Origin of the sequence: Streptomyces sp. NPDC020299 (genome assembly GCF_044387825.1) — a bacterium.
GTDB lineage: Bacteria > Actinomycetota > Actinomycetes > Streptomycetales > Streptomycetaceae > Streptomyces.
The window spans coordinates 130,440-148,852 of sequence record NZ_JBIRWL010000021.1 but is presented as its reverse complement, the minus strand read 5'-3'; the positions used below and the strand labels follow the sequence as shown (position 1 = coordinate 148,852).

14 protein-coding genes and 1 pseudogene are annotated in these 18,413 nt (G+C 70.3%); 6 read left to right on the top strand and 9 right to left on the bottom strand.

The window, feature by feature from the left end; translation table 11 throughout:
* Positions 1-137 precede the first annotated feature (137 nt).
* The 3 genes from ACH45E_RS38690 to ACH45E_RS38680 form a co-directional block, all read right to left on the bottom strand.
* On the bottom strand, positions 138-326 hold the full coding sequence (locus ACH45E_RS38690) for an acyl-CoA carboxylase subunit epsilon (protein WP_361458347.1): 189 nt from the start codon (positions 324-326) through the stop codon (positions 138-140).
* Positions 327-383: 57 nt separating this feature from the next.
* Positions 384-1,991, bottom strand: coding sequence for an acyl-CoA carboxylase subunit beta (locus ACH45E_RS38685; protein ID WP_399042439.1), 1,608 nt, complete (start codon positions 1,989-1,991; stop codon positions 384-386).
* Between the two features lie 154 nt (positions 1,992-2,145).
* A complete protein-coding gene (locus tag ACH45E_RS38680) occupies positions 2,146-4,539 on the bottom strand; it encodes a polysaccharide lyase 8 family protein (protein ID WP_361451925.1) in 2,394 nt (797 codons plus the stop codon).
* Positions 4,540-4,743: 204 nt separating this feature from the next.
* Here ACH45E_RS38680 and ACH45E_RS38675 point away from each other — a divergent pair, with 204 nt between their 5' ends.
* On the top strand, positions 4,744-5,361 hold the full coding sequence (locus ACH45E_RS38675; protein ID WP_361451928.1) for a YceI family protein: 618 nt from the start codon (positions 4,744-4,746) through the stop codon (positions 5,359-5,361).
* A 164-nt stretch (positions 5,362-5,525) separates the two neighbouring features.
* Positions 5,526-6,188 carry an SUMF1/EgtB/PvdO family nonheme iron enzyme gene (locus tag ACH45E_RS38670; RefSeq protein WP_361451930.1) on the top strand — a complete coding sequence of 221 codons (663 nt, stop codon included), beginning with the start codon at positions 5,526-5,528 and terminating at the stop codon, positions 6,186-6,188.
* A 1,243-nt stretch (positions 6,189-7,431) separates the two neighbouring features.
* On the opposite strand, the gene ACH45E_RS38665 is transcribed toward ACH45E_RS38670, so the two are convergent.
* A complete protein-coding gene (locus tag ACH45E_RS38665; protein ID WP_361451933.1) occupies positions 7,432-7,884 on the bottom strand; it encodes an ATP-binding protein in 453 nt (150 codons plus the stop codon).
* 112 nt (positions 7,885-7,996) lie between these two features.
* Between ACH45E_RS38665 and ACH45E_RS38660 the strand changes: the two genes are divergently transcribed.
* A complete protein-coding gene (locus ACH45E_RS38660; protein ID WP_361451936.1) occupies positions 7,997-8,818 on the top strand; it encodes a helix-turn-helix transcriptional regulator in 822 nt (273 codons plus the stop codon).
* Positions 8,815-9,021, top strand: a complete 207-nt coding sequence (locus ACH45E_RS38655; RefSeq protein WP_361451939.1) for a DUF397 domain-containing protein — start codon at positions 8,815-8,817, stop codon at positions 9,019-9,021. Before ACH45E_RS38660 ends, ACH45E_RS38655 begins: the two co-directional genes overlap by 4 nt.
* Before the next feature lie 179 nt (positions 9,022-9,200).
* Here the strand turns inward: ACH45E_RS38655 and ACH45E_RS38650 are convergent, their stop codons facing one another.
* Positions 9,201-10,367: an FUSC family protein gene (locus ACH45E_RS38650; RefSeq protein ID WP_361451942.1), complete on the bottom strand. Its 1,167-nt coding sequence runs from the start codon at positions 10,365-10,367 to the stop codon at positions 9,201-9,203.
* A gap of 61 nt (positions 10,368-10,428) precedes the next feature.
* On the opposite strand from ACH45E_RS38650, the pseudogene ACH45E_RS38645 reads away from it, so the two are divergent.
* A pseudogene (locus ACH45E_RS38645) lies at positions 10,429-10,677 on the top strand (MarR family winged helix-turn-helix transcriptional regulator); the annotation flags it as partial.
* A gap of 209 nt (positions 10,678-10,886) precedes the next feature.
* On the opposite strand, the gene ACH45E_RS38640 reads toward ACH45E_RS38645, so the two are convergent.
* The gene (locus tag ACH45E_RS38640; protein WP_361451945.1) at positions 10,887-12,281 is read right to left on the bottom strand and encodes a hypothetical protein; all 1,395 of its coding nucleotides are present in this window, start codon (positions 12,279-12,281) and stop codon (positions 10,887-10,889) included.
* Positions 12,282-12,319: 38 nt separating this feature from the next.
* On the bottom strand, positions 12,320-15,334 hold the full coding sequence (locus ACH45E_RS38635) for a CIA30 family protein (RefSeq protein WP_361451948.1): 3,015 nt from the start codon (positions 15,332-15,334) through the stop codon (positions 12,320-12,322).
* 199 nt (positions 15,335-15,533) lie between these two features.
* On the opposite strand from ACH45E_RS38635, the gene ACH45E_RS38630 reads away from it, so the two are divergent.
* Positions 15,534-16,133, top strand: a complete 600-nt coding sequence (locus ACH45E_RS38630; RefSeq protein WP_361451951.1) for a GPP34 family phosphoprotein — start codon at positions 15,534-15,536, stop codon at positions 16,131-16,133.
* 46 nt (positions 16,134-16,179) lie between these two features.
* On the opposite strand, the gene ACH45E_RS38625 is transcribed toward ACH45E_RS38630, so the two are convergent.
* Together ACH45E_RS38625 and cimA are read right to left on the bottom strand one after the other, a co-directional pair.
* Positions 16,180-16,611 (bottom strand): VOC family protein, encoded by a 432-nt coding sequence (locus ACH45E_RS38625; RefSeq protein ID WP_361451954.1) that lies wholly within the window; start codon positions 16,609-16,611, stop codon positions 16,180-16,182.
* A 13-nt stretch (positions 16,612-16,624) separates the two neighbouring features.
* The gene (gene cimA, locus ACH45E_RS38620; protein ID WP_361451957.1) at positions 16,625-18,229 is read right to left on the bottom strand and encodes a citramalate synthase; all 1,605 of its coding nucleotides are present in this window, start codon (positions 18,227-18,229) and stop codon (positions 16,625-16,627) included.
* Positions 18,230-18,413 lie beyond the last annotated feature (184 nt).

The window sequence follows — 18,413 nt, the reverse complement described above, 5'->3', positions numbered from 1 at the left end:
TCGAGCGTGGGGGAGCGTGCGATCGCAAGGCGCCGGAGCGCCCTCGTGGCGGAGCCACGTGGGTGGTTCGGCAACGCGGCGAGCGTGCGTGCCAGACGCCGCGGGGCAGGCGGGAATTGTCAGACAGGCCCTAAGGCTCAATGCCAGCTGTGCGGGGCGCGGAAGCCGGGCTCGCGCTCCAGGCGGCGCCAGCCGGCCTTCGGGCGGGCGCGGTGCGCCGGGGCCGACGGGGCGGCCGCCGCACGGGCCAGGAGTACGGCCGTGATGGCGGCGACCTCCTCGGGCTCGGCGTGGCCCTTCTCGACGCGGATCTCAGCGTTGTCCATGGGTGTCAGTCTCCGTGGATGAGGTTTCCGCGGGGGTACCGCGGAGCTTCCGCAGGGTTACTGCGGGGGGTTGCCGTGCTTGCGGGAGGGGAGGTCGGCGTGCTTGGTGTGCAGCATGGCCAGGGACCGGATGAGCACCTCGCGGGTCTCGGCGGGGTCGATGACGTCGTCGACGAGGCCGCGCTCGGCCGCGTAGTACGGGTGCATCAGCTCGGCCTTGTACTCCTTGACCATCTTCTGCCGCATGGCCTCGGGGTCCTCGGCGCCCGCGATCTGACGGCGGAAGATGACGTTGGCCGCGCCCTCCGCGCCCATCACGGCGATCTCGTTGGTCGGCCAGGCGTAGGTGAGGTCGGCCCCGATGGACTGGCTGTCCATGACGATGTAGGCACCTCCGTACGCCTTGCGCAGGATCAGCGAGATCCTCGGCACGGTCGCGTTGCAGTAGGCGTAGAGCAGCTTCGCGCCGTGCCGGATGATCCCGCCGTGCTCCTGGTCGACACCGGGCAGGAACCCCGGGACGTCCAGGAAGGTGACGATCGGGATATTGAAAGCGTCACACATCTGGACAAAGCGCGCAGCTTTTTCGCTCGCCTCGATGTCCAGGACGCCCGCGAGCACCTGCGGCTGGTTGGCGATGATGCCGACCACCTGGCCGTCCAGGCGGGCCAGGGCACAGATGATGTTGCGCGCCCAGCGCTCGTGGACCTCGAGGTAGTCGCCGTCGTCGACGATCTCCTCGATGACCTTGACCATGTCGTACGGCCGGTTGCCGTCCGCCGGGACCAGGTCCAGCAGAACGTCCGAACGACGCTCCACCGGGTCCGTGGCCTCCGCCCGGGGCGGGTTCTCCCGGTTGTTCTGCGGGAGCAGCGACAGGAGGTAGCGCACCTCGGCGATGCAGGTCTCCTCGTCGTCGTACGCGAAATGGCAGACGCCGGAGGTCTCTGCGTGCACGTCGGCGCCGCCGAGCCCGTTCTGGCTGATCTCCTCACCGGTGACGGCCTTGACGACGTCCGGGCCGGTGATGAACATCTGCGAGGTCTCGCGGACCATGAACACGAAGTCCGTCAGAGCGGGGCTGTAGGCGGCCCCACCGGCGCACGGGCCGAGCATCACGCTGATCTGCGGGATGACGCCGGACGCCTTGGTGTTGCGCTGGAAGATGCCGCCGTACCCGGCGAGCGCCGAGACGCCCTCCTGGATACGGGCGCCCGCACCGTCGTTGAGCGAGACCAGCGGGGCCCCGGCCGCGATGGCCATGTCCATGATCTTGTGGATCTTCGTGGCATGGGCCTCGCCCAGCGCACCGCCGAAGATCCTGAAGTCATGGGCGTACACGAAGACCGTACGCCCCTCCACGGTCCCCCACCCGGTGATGACACCGTCGGTGTAAGGCTTCTTCGCCTCCAGCCCGAAACCGGTCGCCCGGTGCCGGCGCAGCTGCTCGACCTCCTGGAAGGAACCCGGGTCCAGCAGCAGCTCGATCCGCTCCCGGGCCGTCAGCTTGCCCTTGGCGTGCTGCGCCTGAGTCGCCTTCTCGCTGGGGCCCGCCACGGCCTGCGCACGAATCTCGTGCAGCTCGGCGACCCGCCCGCGCGCGTCCGTCGGCTCGGTGCTCGGCACGTCCGTCGGCTCACCCGTCGTCTCTTCCAAAACGGTCATGTAGTGACCTTACGAAGGACACCAAGGAAAGCGAGCCGTCGACTCCGTACAGTCTCCGGCCCGTTTTACTGGTACCACTGAACAGAACCACCACGGGATGCAGCCGTTCCGACTGCTCAGAGGGCGTGACCGTTGTAGGTTCGCCACAAAGCCGTCACCGCAGAGCCACCTCACATTCGTGCGTGGCGCATGCCATCCCCGGAGTGACACGGACCCTCAAACGGCGGCCCGCCGAAAGGACCTCGACGGAGTCGTCCGCCCGCAGCACCGCACGCACCGGACGATCCCAGACGATCTCCAGCGGCTCACCGGTGCGCGGCGGCTCGCCGACACAGAGCCTAGCCGTCCGCCCCCGGCGCCGGACCAGCACACTCGCCCCCGCGGAGGCGGTCAGCGGCCCGGCAGTGGCGGCCCGCCAGAAGTTGGCGGCGATCAGCCCGAGGGAGGGCACGGCGACCGCCTGCCGACGAGCGTCGTTGGCGAGCACCGACAGCCAGCGGCGGTCGGCGGCGCGGGCGGCGACCTGGTGGCAGGAGGCGCCGGGGAGGAGGAGGTAGACGTACGTGGCGTCCGTCGGATCGATGCCGTGGTCCAGCCAGAGGGTCTGCCAGCGCCGGGTGCGCCGCTCCGCCGTACTGGTGGTGTTGATGTCGGACCAGGCACCGGTGCGGTCCTCGCGGAGCGTGCGCAGGGTGGGCGGGGTGGTGGACAGGGTGGACGGGCCGCGGTCACCGTACGGCAGGACCCAGCCACCGTGACCCTCCAGGTGGGCCCATCCCGGCCCGCGTACGAAGGCCTGCGTGCCGCCCTCCCCCAGATTCCGGTTGTCCACGACCGTCTCGACCGGGACGCCGTCGGCGCAGGTGATCCCGGCCCCGAGGCAGATCACCGCGTCCGCGACGAAGTACCAGGACTTGCGGGCCCGGAGCGTGGAGTCGAGCCCCTTCACATGCTGGCCGACCACCGCGTACTCCCCGTCCGTCGTGCCCCCGACCCAGCGCACGTCCGGCTTGGGCGCGCCCCATTCGCCGCCGGCCCGGTCGGCGAGGGGCTTGGTGGAGACGGTGGTGCCGGGCAGCCGGTACCAGTTCACCGTGGGCCAGAACCAGTCGGTGTACTGGTCACCGTGCCCTCCGGCCCACCAGCAGAGCATCCCGGCACCCGTGTGCCAGCCGCGCGGGTTCTCGCCGTTGCCGCACTCGTAGGAGGCGATGCGGTCGCTGGACATGGAGAGGGCCGCGACGAAGCCGGGCCCCCGGTGCGCGGCTCGGTGCACGGCCCGGTCCATGGCGGCGAAGAGGCGGTGCCCGGTGGGCTCGGGCGCGGCGGCCACGGGGGCCGCCGCGACGGCGTGCAGCCGGGCCAGGTCGCCGATGTCGAACTGAGGAGCCGTCAGGAGTCGGGAGACGGTGTCCCGTTCGATCCACCCCTTGATACGGCCGTACCACCGTTCCCGCTCCCCCTCGCTCGCGGCGCCCGCCAGCAACGCCAGGGAGGCGATGAGCAGTTGCCCGTGGAAGTGGTCGCTGCGCATGACGTGCAGGTCGTCGCTCTTCAGGTAACCCCGGCTGATGGCACGCCCGTTGACGCAGTCCATCACCAACCCGTCGTGGATGAGGGGCGCGTAGGCCTGCTCGACGCTGTCGAGGACGTTCTGCCGCTGCGGATCGGTGACCGCCCACTGCGACCCGGCGAGCAGCGTGAGCAGCCGCCCGAGCCCGTCGAGCATGACCTGCCCGTACGTCCCCGAGTACGCGACCCAGGTGTGCTGGACGAACGAGCCGTCGGCATACAGCCCGTCGCCCGTCGTGACGTACGGGAAGACCGGTGAGAGCGCGTCCCGGGCGAGCGCGATCCGGTCGGCGGCCCGGCCGAGAATGCCGCGCAGGGCGACACTGCGGCACAGGTCGACACGGTTGGCGCCGGTGGAGGTGCCGGAGTAGTCGGTGAGCATCGCGTCCGGGATGAAGTGGTCGACTGCGGCGCAGGCGGCTGCGGTACGGGCGTCGCCGAGGTGGTCGTACAGGGCGGCCGTGATGTCCATGAGGAGGCGGGGGCTGCCGATCTGCCACTCCCACCAGTTGCCGTAGCGGGTGGTGGCGGGGTTGTAGACGGTGACGGAGAGATGGTCGAGGCCGCGCAGTACATCCGCGAGGAGGCTTTCGTCGCCGGTGGCCCCGGTGCCGGCCTGCACGTAGGCCTGGGTCATCGTCCACAGGCGGCTGTAGCTCTGGGTGATACCGGAGGGCGGGTCGAAGGGGTACCCGGGCCAGAGCGAGGTGGCGGTCGGGGCCATGGAGGCCCGTAAGGCGCGGGCAAGTTCACCGGTCCGGGCGAGGCGGGCGGCGTAGGGCTGGGCGGTGGGGTCGTATCCCGTGCCGAGGGCGATGTCGAGCCAGCGGTGGCGGAGGGTTTCGAAGGGGGCGCCCGGATCACTCGGATCGCCTGCGGCGTGGGCTGTCCCCGGTCCCGGCCCCGGCTCAGGGGTCGAGACGAGGGCCGTCGTGGCGAGGGCGGCAGAGAGGAAGGCGCGACGCGTGGAAGTCATGCCCATGCCGTCTACCACCGCGCATTTCCCCGGGGAACCGCGTGACACACGGTAATTCCGATAATTCCGCCAACACACCCACCGATGATGTTGAACCTTGAACGGAATAGGTCTACGGTCGTTCGTGTTGACCTCGTTGAAAATTCAACATCATCGACTTCAGTTCGCCCGTCTCCATCCATCCCGTCCCCAAAGGAGCACGTCATGGGCATCTTCGGCCGCAAGGACACCGCCGAGACCACCACTCCGGCCGCCGCCGCGCAGGCCGCCGTGAACCCCGACCTCGCCGCGCTGACCGGCGAGTACACGATCGACCCGGCCCACACCACGATCGGCTTCGTGGCCCGCCACGCCATGGTCACCAACGTCAAGGGCGGCTTCCTCGACTTCAGCGGCACGCTGCACCTGGACGGCTCGGACCCCTCGCAGTCCACCGCCTCCATCGACGTCGCGATGGACAGCATCAACACGGGCAACGCCGACCGCGACGGTCACCTGAAGTCGTCGGACTTCTTCAAGACGGACGAGTTCCCGACGATGACGTTCCGCTCCACCAAGGCGGAGGCCCTCGGCGGCGACGACTACCGCATCACCGGGGACCTCTCCGTCCTGGGCGTCACCAAGCCCCTCACCATCGACCTCGAGTTCAACGGCGCCGCGAAGGACCCCTTCGGCAACGAGCGCGTCGGCTTCGAGGGCAAGGCCGAGATCCTGCGCTCCGACTGGGGCCTGACCTGGAACGCGGCACTGGAGACCGGCGGTGTCCTCGTCTCCGACAAGATCAAGCTGAACTTCGACATCTCGGCGATCAAGAACGCCTGAGCCGGACGACCACGTAACGGCCGGTCCTGCCCCACCTCGAAGGCCGCCCTGGCCCGAGGGCTCCCCGTCCAGCGCGACGGTGAGCTCCCGGGGCACGGCGGCCTCCTTCTGCGACGTGTACGCTGGTAGGTTGGCCTCTCGTGGACGCGGGGGCAGGAAACGAGATGGTTGCGGTCCCGTCAGGACAGGTGATGCTGTCGGACCGGCGGACGCGGACCAGTTGGCAGGTCGAGGTCGCGCCGTTTCAGATGTCGGCGTTCCCGGTCACACAGTCCTTGTACGCACGAGTCACAGGCCGACGGCCGAGCAGCGCCCAAGGCGAGCGGCTGCCGGTCGAGGGCGTTTCGTGGTGGGACGCGGTCCAGTTCTGCAACGCCTTGTCCCGACGCGAAGGACTGACGCCCGCGTATCACGTGTGCGTCGACGCCGAGACGGCCGCCGAATGGGACACCTCCGCGGACGGCTACCGGTTGCCGACCGAGGCTGAATGGGAGCACGCCTGCCGTGCGGGTACCACTGGCCCGCGGTACAGCCGACTCGACGATGTCGCCTGGCACCAGGGCAATTCCGATGGGCGCATCCACTCCGTCGGCGGCAAGCAGCCCAACGCTTGGGGCCTGTACGACATGCTGGGCAATGTGTGGGACTGGTGCTGGGACGTCTACGACGCCGAGGTATACGGCACCTACCGGGTGCTCCGCGGTGGTGGATGGGCCGACGAGCACTGGAGCTGCCGGGCCTCGGTACGGCGGCGCAGCCACCCGACCTTCCGGATAGACGACGTGGGATTCCGCATCGCGCGCTCCACGCCAGGGTCTCGGCCGTAATGGCCTCGCGTGAAGCGGGTGGCGGGGTCGGGCGGGGGCCTTGGGGTGGGCGATGTGGACGCCTGTCGTGAAGTGCCCGTGGGGGCCGCTCGCTTCTCCTGATTGTCGTGCTTCCGCGTCCCGCCTCAAGGGCGCTGCGTTCCGCTGCGCTCCACTCCGCGTCGCCTTCGGCGATCGGCCTGGCGGCCGACCCTTGACCCGGGCCGCTCCAGCACGGGCGAGAAGCGAGCGAGCGGCCCGGAAAGCCGGCGGCCGGGGCAGAAGCCCCCTTCGGTGGGCTGGGCTGTGGGGCAGGGTTGGGGGGTGCGCGGTCGCGCCTCGCCTGCACGCCGGGTGGGTTTGGCGGCGATCGGTGGGTGGTGGGTGGTGGGTGAGAGTGCGCTCTGGGGGGGGCGGGGGCACGCCGGCCTGGCTCAGCGGCTGGCGGTGGGTGGGGGCTCGGGTGTGCGTCAGGTGGGGTTGGCGGCTTGGGGTCGGTGGGGCGGGGTGGCCGCTTGGTGGTGGGCCGAGCCGCCCGGACCCACCGGCGGCCTTTCACTTCCGCCACATCAGCCTCAACAGCCTCAACAGCCACAGCTGTTCGGTGAGTGGCAGGAATGTGTCACACCAGGACAACAAAACCGCAGGTCACTGAGATACGGAGTGGAACATTCCTGCCACTCACTGCCCCACACCCCACTCCGTGCCCGATTTACACCATTCCGGGGCCGCGTCCACCACCCAGAACAGCCACCGAGCCGCCGAACGCCACCACCAGTTGCACCAGACGCGCCCGCACCCCACCCCCGCCCACCACACACCGACCCCCACCACCGGCCGCAAGCCACCAAGCCACCAAGCCACCAAGCCACCAAGCCACCCCGGCATGCCTCGTCCACCCAGCGCGCACCCCCACCCCCACCCCCACTCACCGATCGCCGCCAAGCCCACCCGGCGAGCCGCCACCCACCCACCGCGCACCACCCACCGACCGCAAGCCGTTAAGCGCTCCCAGCGCGCACCTCACCCCAGCCACCCACTCACCGATCGCCGCTGAGCCGGCCCGGCGTGCTGGCGAGGCGCGGGCGCGTTCCCGAACGCCGGGCGGCAGCTCAGTTGGGGGAAGCGCTGCCCACCCGGGCCCCGCTTTCCCCGGGCTGCCCGCTCGCTTCTCCCCCGTGATTCCGGGGGCCGAGTCAAGGGTCGGCCGTAGGCCGATCGCCGTAGGCGACGCGGAGTGCAGCGAAGCGGAACGGAGCGCCCTTTACTCGGGTCCCGGAATCACGACACTGGCAAAGAAGCGGGCGGCCCCACGGTCACTTCCGAACTCCGCCCACACCAGCTTGCCGGGGGTCCGTTCAGCCACGCCCCACTTGTCAGCGAGCGCCGCCACCAGCAGCAGACCCCGGCCGTGTTCCGACTCCGGGTTCTGGTCCGGGACTTGGACCTCACCCCCTCCGCTGTCGTGGAGCTCGACCCGTAGGGCACCGTCGGGATGCCTCGTCATACGGAGCGTGAAGCCACGGCCCGGCGGAACGCCGTGGAGCAGCGCGTTGGTCGCCAGTTCGCTTACACAGAGCAGCACGTCGTCCGCAGGCGCCGCTACCTGCCAGTCCGTCAGCGTCGTGCGCGCGAAGTCCCTCGCCAGGCCTACCGATCTGCGGTCGCGGCGGTAGAAGGCCTCGCGGGTGTGGGGGTGTTGAGATTCCGCGTTCATGTGGCCAGTGTCACTGTCAGTTACTATAGTGGACCAATGAGTGAGGGCGTAGGCCTGACTGCTACGGCCCCACTACGAGGACTTCTGGCACGAACGGGGGAAGGGGTCCGGCATGCACGTGGCGAAGAAGCCCAAGAAGGTCAGTTCCTGGCAGGCGGTCGGTGCACTGGTCGCCCACTATCGGAAACAGGCGCGACTCACCCAGGAGCGGTTCGCCGAGGCCGCGAACGTTCACGTGGACACGGTGGGGTCCATCGAGCAGGGGAGGTTAGCTCTTCAGCCGGATCGGGCCGAGCAGTTCGATGAACTCCTGGATACGGGCGGGGCGTTGGCCGTGCTGGTGGAGAAGATGCCCGTGCGGGAGCGGGTCGTTCAGTTTGCGCAGGGGCTCGTGGAGCATGAGCAGGAGGCAGTGAGCATCCTGTCGTACCAGAGCCTGGTGGTTCCGGGGCTGTTGCAGACGCGCGACTACTGTCGCGCCGTCTTCGACTACCGGTATCCGGCAATCAAGAGCGAAACGGCTGAGCAGTGGGTGAACGCCCGCATGGAGCGGCAGTTGGTCTGGCAGCGAGAACAGCCTCCCGTGGGCCACTTCATCCTGGAGGAGAGCGTGCTGCGGCGGCAGGTCGGTGGCCCGGAGGCCATGCGGGGGCAGATCCGGCAGATCCTGGAGTACACCGAGCCCGTCCACATGAGCATGCAGATCATGCCGATGGACCGGACACCGCACGCCTGTCTCGACGGGCCCATGGTTCTCCTGGAAACGCCTGAATACGAGCGTCTCGTGTACCTGGAGGTGCAGCGTGCCAGCTTCCTCGTCGAGGACTCAGATGAGGTCAGCGACTATCACCTTCAGTATGGAATGCTGCGGTCTCAGGCCCTCTCTCCGGACGAGAGTGTGCGCCTGTTGAATGGACTGCTAGGGGAGTCATGATGACTGCAGCACGACAGCAGAGCCGCTCGGACAGCCTGGCGTGGTTCAAGTCCAGCTACAGCGGCAGCCAGGGCGGCGACTGCCTAGAGGTAGCCACCACCCCCACCACCATCCACATCCGCGACTCCAAAACCCCCGCCGGCCCCACCCTCGCCCTCTCCCCCGCCACCTGGAGTGAGTTCCTTGACGGCATCTTCTCCTGAAGAGAACGAATGGGTCTTCCTCGTCTCGTGCAGCAAGGCGCCGGGACAGCCTCACCCCATGCACGTCCTCTTGGGTTGACTGCGAGAACGCGGCATCGACTGGATGCCTTTCGCATCGGAAGAGCTTCGGTGCGACCTCTTCTGCATGAGGATGACGGATGGGGACCCATACGGCCGGGTCAGTCTCTCCGTAGATGCTCGGGCCCTGCGGCGGCTCGGGTTGCATCCGGATCAGCCGTGGGCTGCGGTGCGCGGGGCGTCTCCGCCGGCGTGGTGGCATGCGTCCGGGGAGCGGTATGCGGCTCGGTATGGGCGGTAACCGCACGCCTCTTCGGTACCGGTAGCAGCCACCAGGCCGACGCCACCGACAGGGCCGCGCCCAAGGCGATGCCCTCCAGCCGGGTGGGCAGCAGGCTGCTCGCGTCCTGGCCGAAGTAGCCGAGGAGCAGGGAGAGGGCGGTGGTCATGCCTGCCGCCCAGTAGGCATAGTTCAGCGGGCGTAGCCACAACGCCACCGCCAGGACGGCGAACATCAGCACCACCGAGGCTCGGCCCGTCACGCCTGCCGCCGCCACGACCGTGGCCAGCAGCGTGCCCGCACAGGCACCCGCGAGCCGCTCGACTCCCTTGCGCAGTACGTCCGTTCGGCCGCGGTTGCCGCTCGCGGCGACGTATGCGGTGAGCACCAGCCACGGCCAGTGGTGATCGAACAAGAGCCGCCCCAGTGCGAAGGCGGCGGCGACCGCGGCCGCCATCTGGACGGCCATACGGGTGCTGGGGCGGGGGTGGAGGCGGGAGGCGCGGCGGGGTTCGGTCGCCTCGGCTTCGGTGGGCCAGGGTCCGTACCGGTCGGCCAGGGCCTGGACCAGCCACACGCACACGCAGGCCAGCACTCCGATCAGCGCCGACCATGCCCAGCTCACCAGAGCGTCCTGGGACTCGGGTGGCAGCGCCGGGCCCGGGACGACGAGGAGGGCGACGAGCGGGAGGGTCATGAGGGTGCCGGCCTTGCTGGCGGTCGGGCCGTAGCGGCGGAGCCAGATGGCCAGGGAGATCGCGGCGGTGTAGGCGGCCGCGCCGGCGGCGTAGTGCGTGGCGATGAGGCGGCCGAGCAGTTGGGCCACCGCCGCCGTCGCGGGGAGCAGGAGCAGCGCGGTGAGGCGGCGGCGCGTGTTCGCGGTGCGCTGGGTGGAGGACAGGGTCAGGGTCAGGGCGACCGCGAGGACGAGCACGTCGGTGTGCAGTCCGGCGGTGCGCTCCAGCCAGAGCGCGGCGCTCCAGCAGAGCAGGACGGCGGTCATCGTCAGGGCCGCTTCGTACGCGTTGCGTATTAGTTTGGCGGTCACGGAGCGACAGTAGCCGCCTTTCTCCCTCAACAATAGTAAGTAATCACGTACGATCTGCGGCATGGACCACCTCCCCGAAGCCGCCCGTCTCCGCCGCGGCATCGTCCGGCTGAACCGCCGTCTCCGACAGGAACGCGGTGACGGCAGCCTCAGCGCCAACCAGCTCATCGTGCTCGGGTATCTGCACCGGCACGGGCCGGCCACGCCCGGGGCGATCGCGGCGGCGGAGCGGCAGCGGCCGCAGTCGTTGACCCGGGTTTTCGCCGAGCTGGAGGAGGAGGGATTCATCGTGCGGGAAGCGAGCCGCGTCGACCGGCGTCAGTCGGTGCTGACGCTCACCGCTGAAGGGCGGCGGGTGCTGGAGCGGGACATGGCCGACCGTGACGCCTGGCTGGCCGGGGCGCTGGCCTCGCTCAGCGAGACGGAGCGGGGGGTGCTGATGCTGGCGGGTGCGCTGATGGAACGGCTGGGGGAAGCGCCGGAAGCGGGCCCCTCGGGGCCTTCCCTCGGTGCCCGCTCTCAGAACCCGCCGCCGAAGTCCCCTCCCCCGCCTCCGCCCCCGTCTCCGAATCCCCCACCGTCCCCGAACCCGCCCCCGAAGTCCCCCGGATCGAAGTCCGCCCCGGACACGTCCCCGCCCTGGTAGCCGCCTCCGAAGTCTCCGCCGCTGAAGTCCCCGTACCCGCCCCCGTAATCGGCCGCGTAAGCCGGGCCCGCCATCATGGTCCCCAGCGTCGTGCCGATCAACAGGCCCGGCAGGATGCCGCCGCCGAAGTAGCCGCCTGCCCAGGGGCCGTAGGCGGGGCCCGCGTCCCAGTAGGGGCGGCGGCCGTGGTCGGTGTCGACCTCGCGGACGACCGGGTCGCGGCCGTCGGCGAGACGGGTGGCGTCGGCCGCGCAGACCGGGACCTCGCGGGGGGCGCCGCCGGGCGGGGTCCAGGTGGCGTCGGTGAGCGAGGGGCCGTGGCGGGGGTCGAAGAAGCAGGGTGGGCGGCGTTCGGGCAGGGGGCGGCCCTCGCGTCGGGCGGCGAGCTGGGCGAGGGAGAAGCGGCCGTCCTCCAGGGCCTGGGTGACGGGGCGCACGTCCTCGGGTCTGCGGGCGTCGGCCATGTACTGCTTGGCGTTGTCGTAGGCGTTCAGGGCCCGTTCGTAGTCCGCGCGCATGGCGTCGTCGGCGCCGGGCTCCGCCGGGTGGAACTCCAGGCGGTCCAGTTCCTCGCCGAAGGCGGTGATGTCCTCGTCCACGACGACCCGCAGGCGGTCCAGGGCGGCCCGCTGTTCCTCGGCGCGGCGGCGGCGGTTGCGGCGGACGACCGCGTACACGCCCGCGCCGCCGGCCAGCAGGACGGCCGCCGTGGCGATCAGGGCGGTGGTGGAGACTCCGGTGGCGCCGCCGGAGGACGTGCCCCATGACGCGGGGGCCTTGCCGCCCATGTTGGGCAGGGCGCGGTTCGTGAAGTCGGTCAGCTGGGTCTTGGCGTTCTCGCCCTGGACGCTGGTGACCAGGTTGCGTACGGCCGTTCGGGGGAGGACGGAGGAGTCGGCGCGGGCGTCGAAGCGGTCGCCGAGGCGGATGGCGTACAGGCCGGTGACGCCGGTGGCGGTACGCAGGTCGGTGAAGAGGTTGCGGGTGGGGTAACCGGCCGGGAGGACCGCGATGAAGAGGGGTTTGCCGGCGCTCTTGATCTGCCTGGCGAGTGCGCCGGAGTCCGGTGCCGACAGCTGGGCGGAGGCCGCTGGGTCGACGTGGACCGGGCTCTTGCGAAGGGCCTCGGCGATCTGCGAGATGCTGGTGGTGTCCGTGGCCGTCGAGACGCTCGTGGCGGCCGTGGCCTGTGGCGCGAGCACGGTCATGACCGCGAGTGCCAGGGCCAGCATCAGTCCTGGGAGGCTTCGGGTACGTACGCCCTTCATGGTTCGAAGCTACCCGAAGCCTCCCAGAACCGGTCAGGTCATGCTGCCCGGTAGGCCTCCAGCAATTTGCTCGCCGCCTGCCCGTACCGTCCGGTCAGGAGCAGGTGGTCGGCGTCGGCGAAGGGCTTGGCCACCGCCGGGGTCATCTGCTGCCCCATCCGGTTCTGGACGATCAGGCGGGCCTCGGTGACCAGTCGGCGCCCGGTCTCGTCCGCGCCCGTCCGCTCGGCCACCCTCGCGGCGGCGGCCAGTGCCCGCAGGGTCGGTGTGTCGCCTCGCGGGGCTTTGGTGAGGGTGGTCAGGCCCCAGCCGTACGGGAACTGCGGGTCGTACGACGTGTCGCCCACGTTGATCGGCAGCTGGGCCTCGGACCTGGGCCAGGTGACGGGGAGCTGTCCGGTGAAGGGGCGCGTGCCGTAGATGACGTCCGCCACGCCGTCGCCCTCGGTGCCCGGCAGCCAGGAGGCGACCAGGGCGTCGATCTTCCCGAGCCGGTCGCCGATGAGCTGCGGGCGGCCGGAGACGATCAGCACCGCGCACTTCATGACGGCGCAGACCTTGTCCACGGCTGCCTGGTCGGCGGCGGAGAGTTGGAGGTCGTGGCCGTTGCCGACGTCGCCGACGCCCTCGGCGTACGGGGTTTCGCCGACTACGACCACGCCGACGTCGTAGCCGGTCAGGGGGGCGGAGGCGTCCTTGGAGTAGGTGATGGCGCCGCCTGACTTGCGCATGGCGTCCAGGATCGTCGTGCCCGGGGTGATGTTGCCGGAGGAGCCCTGCCAGGTGACGGTCCAGCCGCCGGTCTGGTTGCCGATGTCGTCCGCGTTGGATCCGGCGACGTACACCTTCTGGTTCTTCCGCAGCGGTAGCAGGCCGCCCGAGTTCTTCAGCAGCACCTGCGACTCGGCGGCCGCCTGCTGGGCGACGGCGCGGTGGGCCGGTGAACCGATCCGCGCGGCGCCGGTGGTGTCGGCGTACGGGTGCTCGAAGAGGCCCAGCTTGAATTTCTGGGTGAGGATGCGGGAGACGGCGTCGTCGATCCGCTTCTCGCTGATCCGGCCCGCCTTCACCTCGTCGGTCAGGGTCGTGGTGAAGTCCTTGTAGCCGTACGGCACCATCATCATGTCCACGCCCGCGTTGACCGAGGTCCGGACGTGGGACGCGTAGTCGCCGGGGAGCTGGTCGATGGCGTTCCAGTCGCTGATGACGAAGCCGTCGAAGCCCATGCGGTCCTTGAGCACGCCGTTGATCATGTCGGCTCGGGCGTGCATCTTCACCGGGCCCTGTCCGTCGCCGAGGATGTCGAGGGAGGAGTACGACGGCATGACCGTGCCGATGCCCCGGTCGACGGCGGTGCGGTACGGGGACAGGTGGATGGCCTCGAGTTGTCGCCTCGTCACCTTGGTGACGCCCTGGTCGATCTTGTAGGTCCCGGTCGTCGAGGAGCCGTACTCGGTGCCGCCGTCGCCGACGAAGTGCTTGGCGGTGGCGAGGACCTTGTCGTTCCGGTCGAGGTCGCCGCCGTTCGCACGGCCCTGGAGGCCTTGGATCATCGTCTCCATGGACTGGACGAGGGCCGGGTCCTCGCCGAAGGACTCGTAGGAGCGGCCCCAGCGTTCGTCGCGGGTGACGCAGAGGCAGGGGGCGAAGTCCCAGGGGATGCCGGTGGCCCGGACCTCGGCGGCCGTCACCGCGCCCGTCCGCTGGGCGAGCCGGGGGTCACGGGTGGCGCCGATGCCGATGTTGTGCGGCATGATCGTGGCGCCGACCAGGTTGTTGTGGCCGTGGACGGCGTCCACGCCGTAGACCAGGGGGATCTGGAACCGGGTCGCCTGGGCCCTGAGCTGGAAGGCGTCGATCATCTTGGCCCAGCCCTCGGGGGTGTTGGGCGTCGGGGTGGAGCCGCCACCGGAGAGCAGCGAGCCGAGGGCGTACGTCGCGAGGTCTCCCCCGTTCCCCACGGCTCCGCGCTCGGCCTGGGTCATCTGGCCGGTCTTCTCCGCCAGGGACATGCGGGAGACCAGGTCCGCCACGCGCTTCCTGACCGGCAGTTTGCTGTTCAGGTACGGCAGTCCGTGGGCGTCGATGACGATCTGCGGGGTCTCGGCGGGGGCCTTGGCCCCGGTCACCGTGAGCTTCAGGGGGATCGTCTCGGCGGACTCGGCCTTCCGGTCCTTGAGGGTGGGGATCTTGATGGTCCGCGTGGTGCCGGAGGCCGTGCCGGCCGGGAAGGTGAGGGTGCCGGAGACCGGGGTGTAGTCCTTGCCGGGGGTGGCGGTTCCGGTGGCCGTCGTCTCGTAGGTGACCGTCACGGGCTCGTCGACCGGGGCGGCACCGGTGGTGGTCACGGTGACCCCGACCGCGGCGGTGCCGCCCTCCTTGACCCGGTGGACGGTGGAGTCGGTGGTGACGGAGGCGCGCAGGGACTGGTCGGCCTTGCCGTACAGCTCGACGTCGTCCATGGCGAAGGTGCCCTTGACGCCGGTGGGGAGCGTGAGCGCGTACCCCCACATCTGGGTGAGGCCGAGGACGTGGTCGATGCCGCCGACCGGCTGGTAGTCCGTCCGGTAGGTGAAGTCGGTGAACGGGATCTCGATCTGTTTCCAGCCGCTGAAGTCGTCGGTGAAGGAGGTCGTCCAGAGTTCCGAGGCCTCGCCGTTCGCGCCGCCGTCCTTGATCTCGAAGGCGATCTTCTTGCCGTTGCCCCGGCCGTCCCACGAGAAGCGGATGCCCTTGTGGGCGGACCAGTCGTGGGCGGGTTCGGTCGCGGCGTAGTCGTGGGTGAAGCCGCCGTAGCCGCTGATGTCGTAGCTGCCGCTGAGGACTTTCTCGCCCTCGGGGGCGTCCGGGCGGGCGGCGAGCTGCAGGGCGGGCGGGTCGTCGGTGTCGCCGCCCCAGGTGAAGATGCCCTCGGCGGGCTGGGAGGCGAAGGGCACCTCACCCTCGAAGCGGTCGACGGGAACGGGGGCCGGATCGTCGGCGGCTCGCGCGGTCGCCCAGGGGAGCAGACCGGTGAGGAGTGCGGCGGAGACGAGCAGGGCGGTTCTTCGCATGGACCTTCCCTCGGCTCTTGGTTCACTCATGGACTCTTGGTTCACTCATGGACCCGTGGTTCACTCATGGCTTAGATCACGCCGTGAGTGAACTAGCGCCGCCCGGGACCGTCAATACTTCACGTCAGAAGTGGGCGGATATGGGCCTGCCGACCACCGCCGGGCTGCGCCGCGGGCCGGCCCGGCACATGGTGGGGGTATGAGCACTCCGCAGGATCTGTTCCTCGTCAGCCTCGACGTGCCCGGCGAGCATCCCGTCGAGGCGGGCGATCTGTCGCTCGCGCTCGCGGGAGCCGAGCTGGCCGACCTCCTCGGGGCACGCGCGCTCACCCTGGACGGTGAGCGCATCGTGCCCGGTCCCGCGCTGACCACGGGTGACCGGATGCTGGACGAGGCCGGGGCGGCGCTCGTGCGCGAGGAGCCGTACGAGTCGGTCGAGGACTGGCTGTGGCGCCGGGGGCAGGGGCTGGTCACGGCCTATCGCGACGTCCTGGACGCCGAGGGGCAGCTGTCCGGGAAGCGGCACCGATGGCCGCACCGGGCCGACAAGGCGGCGAAGGCCGAGACCCCGGCCCGGCGGCATGCCGCCGACCGCTGGTGGTCCCGCGAGCCCGTGCTCACCGGGCTCGCCGCCACCCTGGGCATCGAGGGCGAGCGGCCGCCGGAGGAGGAGCCCGGCGACGAGGCGCTCGCCACCGTCCTGCTGGCCGTCGGCGACGCGGTCACGGAACTGGGGGCCGTGCGCGAGCGGCGGCGCATCGAGAACGCGGCCTTCGACAACATCTGGCGGGCACCCTGACCACCCCTGACGGCGCCTGCCGACCGTCCGCGGCGGCGCGCCCCGACTATCCGTATCCGACGGGCTCGCCGATGCCCAGCAGGTTGCCCTCGCTGTCCCGGAACCAGGCGCCGCGTTCGCCTCGCGCGCCCTTGCTCGGGTAGTTCCCCTCGATCTCGGCGATCCCGTCCCGGGTGCGCAATCCGGGCGCGTCGACCTCCTCGAACACCACGCCGCGCCGCCTGAGCTCCGCCACGGACGCCTCGATGTCGTCGACCTCGAACGCCATCTGGGTGAACGTGCCGGGCGAGGCACCCGTGGAGCGGAACACCACGAAGTCCACGCCCGCGCACCGGTACAGCAGCCCGCCGGGCCGTTCGTCCACGGGCTCCAGGCCGAGCCGCTCCGAGTAGAAGCGCCGGGCCCGGTCCAGGTCCCGGGCCGGCAGCCTGGTCGCCACCCGGGCCCTGGCCAGAGGGTTGCCGTCGTCTTCGGTCATACCTCCACTGTGCTCACTGCGCGGGCTCCACGCCCGCCCGGAGCAGGCCATACGTGTAGGCGTCCTCCAGGGCCTGCCAGGACGCCGCGATCACGTTGTCCGCCACCCCGACCGTGGACCACTCGCCGGCGCCGTCGGAGGTGGAGATCAGGACGCGGGTCGTGGACGAGGTGCCGTGCTTGCCCTCGAGGATGCGGACCTTGTAGTCGACCAGCTCGAACTCGGCCAGCTGGGGGTAGATCTTCTCCAGGGCGACCCGCAGCGCCCGGTCGAGGGCGTTGACGGGGCCGTTGCCCTCGGCGGTGGCGACGATGCGCTCGCTCTTGGCCCACAGTTTGACGGTGGCCTCGTTGGCGTGGGTGCCGTCGGGGCGGTCCTCGACGATGGCGCGCCAGGACTCCACGTCGAAGTACTTCAGCGGCCTGCCCTCGACCTCGGCGCGCAGCAGCAGCTCGAAGCTGGCGTCGGCGGCCTCGTACGTGTAGCCCTTGAGCTCCCGCTCCTTGACCCGCTCGACCACCCGGCCGACCAGTTCGCGGTCGCCGCCGAGGTCGATGCCGAGTTCCTTGCCCTTGAGCTCGATCGAGGCGCGGCCCGCCATGTCGGAGACCAGCATGCGCATGGTGTTGCCGACGAGTTCGGGGTCGATGTGCTGGTAGAGGTCGGGGTCGACCTTGATGGCGGAGGCGTGCAGGCCCGCCTTGTGGGCGAAGGCGGAGACGCCGACGTAGGGCTGGTGGGTGGAGGGGGTGAGGTTGACGACCTCGGCGATGGCGTGCGAGATGCGGGTCATCTCGCGGAGCCGGCCGTCGGGCAGGACCTTCTTGCCGTACTTCAGTTCCAGGGCGGCGACGACCGGGAAGAGGTTGGCGTTGCCGACGCGCTCGCCGTAGCCGTTCGCCGTGCACTGGACGTGGGTGGCGCCCGCGTCGACGGCGGCGAGGGTGTTGGCGACGGCGCAGCCGGTGTCGTCCTGGGCGTGGATGCCGAGCCGGGCGCCGGTGTCGGCGAGGACCGTGGAGACGACCGCGTGGACCTGGGCGGGGAGCATGCCGCCGTTGGTGTCGCAGAGGATGACCACGTCGGCGCCGGCTTCCGAGGCCGCGCGGACGACCGACTTGGCGTACTCGGGGTTGGCCCGGTAGCCGTCGAAGAAGTGCTCGCAGTCGACGAAGACCCGGCGGCCCTGCTCGCGCAGGAAGGAGACGGTGTCGCGGACCATCTCCAGGTTCTCGTCCAGGGTGGTGCGCAGCGCCAGTTCCACGTGCCGGTCGTGCGACTTGGCGACCAGGGTGATGACCGGGGCGCCGGAGTCGAGCAGGGCCTTGACCTGGGGGTCGTCCGCGGCCTTGGCGCCGGCCCGGCGGGTGGCGCCGAAGGCGACCAGCTGGGCGTGCTTGAAGTCGATCTCCTGCTGGGCGCGGGCGAAGAACTCGGTGTCCCGCGGGTTGGCGCCGGGCCAGCCGCCCTCGATGAAGCCCACGCCGAAGTCGTCCAGGTGCCGAGCGATGGCCAGCTTGTCGGCGACGGTGAGGTTGATGCCCTCGCGCTGGGCGCCGTCGCGCAGGGTGGTGTCGAAGACGTGGAACGTATCGTCCAGCCGGCTGGTTTCGGTCATGGTCTCAGGGCTCCTGTTTTGAATCTCGGTCGTACCGGAATGACCGGCTCCACCGTCCCCTCATAGTCCCTCGCGCTCCGCCTCCGGCTGAAGGTGGGCCGGAAAACGAAAAAACCCCTCGCGGGTGCGAGAGGTCTGCGCGCGGGTCGAGGACGACGATGGCCACCCGTACCTGGTCGTACGT

Excerpts from the sequence above, each read along its gene's own strand:
- ACH45E_RS38690 (WP_361458347.1), bottom strand. The coding sequence starts at position 326 with ATGGACAACGCTGAGATCCGCGTCGAGAAGGGCCACGCCGAGCCCGAG.
- ACH45E_RS38685 (WP_399042439.1), bottom strand. The coding sequence starts at position 1,991 with ATGACCGTTTTGGAAGAGACGACGGGTGAGCCGACGGACGTGCCGAGC.
- ACH45E_RS38680 (WP_361451925.1), bottom strand. The coding sequence starts at position 4,539 with ATGACTTCCACGCGTCGCGCCTTCCTCTCTGCCGCCCTCGCCACGACG.
- ACH45E_RS38675 (WP_361451928.1), top strand. The coding sequence starts at position 4,744 with ATGGGCATCTTCGGCCGCAAGGACACCGCCGAGACCACCACTCCGGCC.
- ACH45E_RS38670 (WP_361451930.1), top strand. The coding sequence starts at position 5,526 with ATGGTTGCGGTCCCGTCAGGACAGGTGATGCTGTCGGACCGGCGGACG.
- ACH45E_RS38665 (WP_361451933.1), bottom strand. The coding sequence starts at position 7,884 with ATGAACGCGGAATCTCAACACCCCCACACCCGCGAGGCCTTCTACCGC.
- ACH45E_RS38660 (WP_361451936.1), top strand. The coding sequence starts at position 7,997 with ATGCACGTGGCGAAGAAGCCCAAGAAGGTCAGTTCCTGGCAGGCGGTC.
- ACH45E_RS38655 (WP_361451939.1), top strand. The coding sequence starts at position 8,815 with ATGATGACTGCAGCACGACAGCAGAGCCGCTCGGACAGCCTGGCGTGG.
- ACH45E_RS38640 (WP_361451945.1), bottom strand. The coding sequence starts at position 12,281 with ATGAAGGGCGTACGTACCCGAAGCCTCCCAGGACTGATGCTGGCCCTG.
- ACH45E_RS38635 (WP_361451948.1), bottom strand. The coding sequence starts at position 15,334 with ATGCGAAGAACCGCCCTGCTCGTCTCCGCCGCACTCCTCACCGGTCTG.
- ACH45E_RS38630 (WP_361451951.1), top strand. The coding sequence starts at position 15,534 with ATGAGCACTCCGCAGGATCTGTTCCTCGTCAGCCTCGACGTGCCCGGC.
- ACH45E_RS38625 (WP_361451954.1), bottom strand. The coding sequence starts at position 16,611 with ATGACCGAAGACGACGGCAACCCTCTGGCCAGGGCCCGGGTGGCGACC.
- cimA (WP_361451957.1), bottom strand. The coding sequence starts at position 18,229 with ATGACCGAAACCAGCCGGCTGGACGATACGTTCCACGTCTTCGACACC.